The 3,600-nt window shown below is 75.6% G+C and carries 3 protein-coding genes and 2 pseudogenes; all 5 read right to left on the bottom strand.

Translation table 11 applies throughout. The features are described 5' to 3' along the window. Nucleotides 1-236: 236 nt before the first annotated feature. Nucleotides 237-1,313, bottom strand: a complete 1,077-nt coding sequence (locus ACFV4N_RS41400) for an NAD-dependent epimerase/dehydratase family protein (RefSeq protein WP_499678162.1) — start codon at nucleotides 1,311-1,313, stop codon at nucleotides 237-239. Nucleotides 1,314-1,351: 38 nt separating this feature from the next. Beyond that, nucleotides 1,352-2,293: an NADase-type glycan-binding domain-containing protein gene (locus ACFV4N_RS41395; RefSeq protein WP_499678163.1), complete on the bottom strand. Its 942-nt coding sequence runs from the start codon at nucleotides 2,291-2,293 to the stop codon at nucleotides 1,352-1,354. A 396-nt stretch (nucleotides 2,294-2,689) separates the two neighbouring features. Next, nucleotides 2,690-2,761: pseudogene (locus tag ACFV4N_RS41390) on the bottom strand (zinc ribbon domain-containing protein); the annotation flags it as partial. Beyond that, entirely contained in the window at nucleotides 2,758-3,321 is a 564-nt protein-coding gene (locus ACFV4N_RS41385; RefSeq protein WP_499678161.1) for a phage tail protein, read from the bottom strand. The pseudogene ACFV4N_RS41390 and the gene ACFV4N_RS41385, both read right to left, overlap by 4 nt. Then, nucleotides 3,318-3,600 (bottom strand): annotated as a pseudogene (locus ACFV4N_RS41380) (putative baseplate assembly protein); the annotation flags it as partial. The pseudogene ACFV4N_RS41380 and the gene ACFV4N_RS41385, both read right to left, overlap by 4 nt.

Below are 3,600 nucleotides of genomic sequence, written 5' to 3'. Positions count from 1 at the left end.
TTCCACCGCTGCCTCCCACAGATCCGGTTCCCCGACTCCGAGTCTGTAAGGCGTGGCTTCACGGGCTCTCAAACGCGTCTACAAAACTTCTCCACGCTGGCTCCAGCGCGTGAAGAGGGGTGAAGATCGGCCCGCCCAGCACTCTCCACCCGGCAAGATCCCCTGGTCAAGGGGGCGCCCCCGTAGTCGACCACAATTGGCACGCTCGTGCACCTCGACTGCACCTCGACGCGGGCTCACCCCGGCGCGACGACCTCGTCCACCGCGCTCCAGTGCCGGTGCAGCTCCAGCAGCACGTCGTCCAGGCCGTGCTCGGGCGACCAGCCGGGGTAGTGCCGCCGGAACCTGCGGGTGTCGCTGATCCACCACCGCGGGTCGCCGAACCGGGGCCGCGGCGAGTAGTCGAACGCCACCTCCTCCCCCGTCAGGTGCTCGTAGCGGGCGATCAGCTCCAGCACCGAGGCGGCGCGCTCCCGGCCGCCGCCCAGGTGGTAGACCTCGCCGGGGCGGGGCTCCCGGGAGAACTCCCGGATCGCGCCGACCAGGTCCCGCACGTCCAGCACGTCGCGCACCTGCTTGCCGCCGTGACCGACCACCGGGTACGGCACACCGCGCACGGCGCTGCGCACCAGGTGGGACACGAAGCCGTGCTCCGGCACGCCCGCCTGGCCGGGTCCGGTGACGCTGCCGCACCGGAACACGCCGACCTTCATGCCCAGTTGGCGGCCGTGCTCCTGCGCGGCGAGGTCGGCGGCCAGCTTCGACACGCCGAGGAACGCGCGGCCCGCCCGGTCCAGCCGGATCGACTCGTCCACGCCGTGCTCGTGGAACGGGTGGGCCGGGTCCAGCTCCCACCGGGTCGCGGTCTCGACCAGGGGCAGCGCGTCCGGCGCGTCGCCGTAGACCTTGGCGGTGGAGACCAGGGCGAACACCGCGTCGCCGCAGTGCCGCCGGACCGAGTCCAGCACGTTCAGCGCCCCCACGGCGTTGACCGCGAAGTCGACCAGCGGCCGTTCGGCGGACCAGGCGCGGCTCGGCTGACCGGCCGCGTGCACCACCAGCCGCACGTCGGAGCCCCACGTGCGCAGGACCTCGTCCACCGCCGCCCGGTCGCGCACGTCCACCCGGTGGTGCCGGTAGTTCCCGACGCGCCGGACCTCGGCCAGGCCGCGGGCCACCGAGCCGGCCGGGCCGAAGAACTCCTGCCGCATCCCGTTGTCGATGCCCACCACCAGGTCGAACTCCGGCGCGAACCGCCGCACCGCCTCCCCTCCCACCAACCCGGCCGAGCCGGTGACCACCGCGACGTCCACGTCCGCTCCCCTCTCCAACCCCTGTTCGCCAACCGCGGTCACGGGCGGCGGAAGAACTCGACCTCGCCGAGGGCGATGTGCCTGCCGGCGCCCAGCCCCGCGGCGGACTTCACGACCAGGCGCACCGCGACGACGTCGCTGATGCCGGTGTCGGTGCGCTGCGGACCGGGCTGGTCGTTCAGCGCCACCGGGATCGTGCGGGTGGCGCCGCCGGCGCTGGTCACCACCACGTCCAGGACCGTGGGCCGGGCCTGCTCGCGGAACTGCTCGGGCTGCGCCGAGGCGCCCGCGTGCACGACCAGCGACAGCAGCCGGAACGGCTGGTCGAAGGTGAACTCGACCGCGTCGCCCACGGCGGGCGCGCCCCAGTACCGGTTCGACAGCCCGTCCGCGGCGGCCCCGGCGGGGTGGTCGGGCACCTCGGCGGTGGCCGCGGTGCGCGCGGGCGCGATCGGCGCGGGCTTGGCCAGCCGGTCGCGCAGGTCCTCGAACAGCTCCACCGCCTTCGGGTGGAACAGGACCCCGGCGACCACCAGGACGGCGACCACGAGCAGCGCGGCCAGCCTGCGCAGCCACCTCGACGGGTCGCCGAGCCGGCGTCGGCGCCCGCGACGACGCGCGGCCCGGGTCCCCGGCCCGGCCGGCAGCAGCGGGGTGGCGCACCGGCGGCAGAACCGCCTGCCCGGTGGGTTGGTCGTGCCGCACACCGGGCACGGCGGGCCGTCCACGGCGACACCGCCGCCGGTGGTGGGCAGCGGGCGCTTGGCCTCCGGCCGCCCCGGCAGCACCGGCCCCAGCACCACGTCCGACGGTCCCGCCGCGACCACGGCCTCCGAGCCCGAGCCCGTCCTGACCCGGGCCGCGTCCGCCCCGGCCGTCGGCACGGGCGCCACGTCGGGGCCCGCGCCCCGGTCGGCGGTCGCCGCCTCCGGGTCCTGGCCGAACCGCGACCGGACCCAGGCCCGCCACCGGGCCCACAACCCCGGCTGACTGGCGGCGGCCTCCCCGACCGCCGGTCCGACACCGGCCGCCGATCCGGCCCGCGCGCCACCGGCGGGATCCTCCTCGGCCCTGTGGTCCGGGCCTTCACCGACGTCTTCACCTGTCCCGTGGTCCGGGCTCTCACCGGTCCTGCGGTCCGGGCCCTCACCGGTCCCGTGGTCCGGGCTTTCACCGGACCTGCGGTCCGGGCCCTCACCGGTCCCGTGATCCGACCCTTCACCGGTCCCGTGATCCGATCCCTCACCAGTCCGGGGATCCGACCTCTCATCGGCCCCGCGGTCAGGTCCGTCATCCGGTTCCCGGCCCGGGAACGCGTCGACCGCCTGCTCCCGACCGGCCGACGCCCCACCACCCGCCGACCACCCCAGGTAGGTGCCGCAGTTGCCGCAGAAGTCGTCGCCGTCCTGCACGGACGCGCCGCACTGGGGACACGGGCGCACGATCATCCCCCCTCACGCGCGGGCGGCCCGTCCAGCACCTCGACCACGCACCTGACGTGCACCGGGCACACCGCCTCCACCAACGCCTCGGCCCGCTCCCGGTCCACCGGCGCGGACGACCCCGACCACACCCGCACCACGACCACACCGACCGCCGGACCGGGCAGCGGCGCGTCCGGCTCCCCCGACCAGCGCACCCCCGGCCCGTCCACCACCTCCGCGCGCACCCCCAGCGACAGCTCCAGCCGCTCCACCAGCCCGCGCACCGTGCCCCGCTTGCGGTGCAGCTCCACGGCCCGCCGCACCAGGGCGCGCCGCAGCGGCTCCGGCCACGCCGGGTCCAGCCCGGCCGCCACCCACGACGACAGCCACTCCAGGAAGTCCTCCGGCGCCAGCGCCGGGTCCAGGTAGGCGGGCAGGTTGTCCAAGGTGGACAGGACCGCCGACAGCACGGCGTCCAGCCCGGCGGTGAACCGCTGCGCGAAGTCGTCGGCCGCGAACAGCGCGGGCAGCATCCCGCCCAGCGGGTGCCTGCTCGGCAGCTCCGGCAACGCGGCCCTGGTCACGGCGCACCGACCACGACCTGGTGCTGGTGGGAGAACACCAGCGCGTTGGGCGCGACCTCCAGCCGGTCGACCGGCGTGCCCCGCGCCCCGGTGATCGGGTTCGCCGGGAACAGCCTGATCTCCTCGACCAGCAGCACCCCGGGCACCGCTTGGAGCACCGAGAACACCTCGCCGAACTGCACCGGCCGCCCGAAGTCCCACCCGGTGCCCGCCGGACCGCCGCGCAGCGGGTTGAGGTACCGGTACAACGCCGCCAGCGCGTCCTCGCGCACCTGGTTG

Origin of the sequence: Actinosynnema sp. NPDC059797, from assembly GCF_042732085.1 — a bacterium.
GTDB lineage: Bacteria > Actinomycetota > Actinomycetes > Mycobacteriales > Pseudonocardiaceae > Actinosynnema.
The sequence above is the reverse complement of the archived record's forward strand: the minus strand, read 5'-3'. Positions and strand labels throughout refer to the sequence as shown.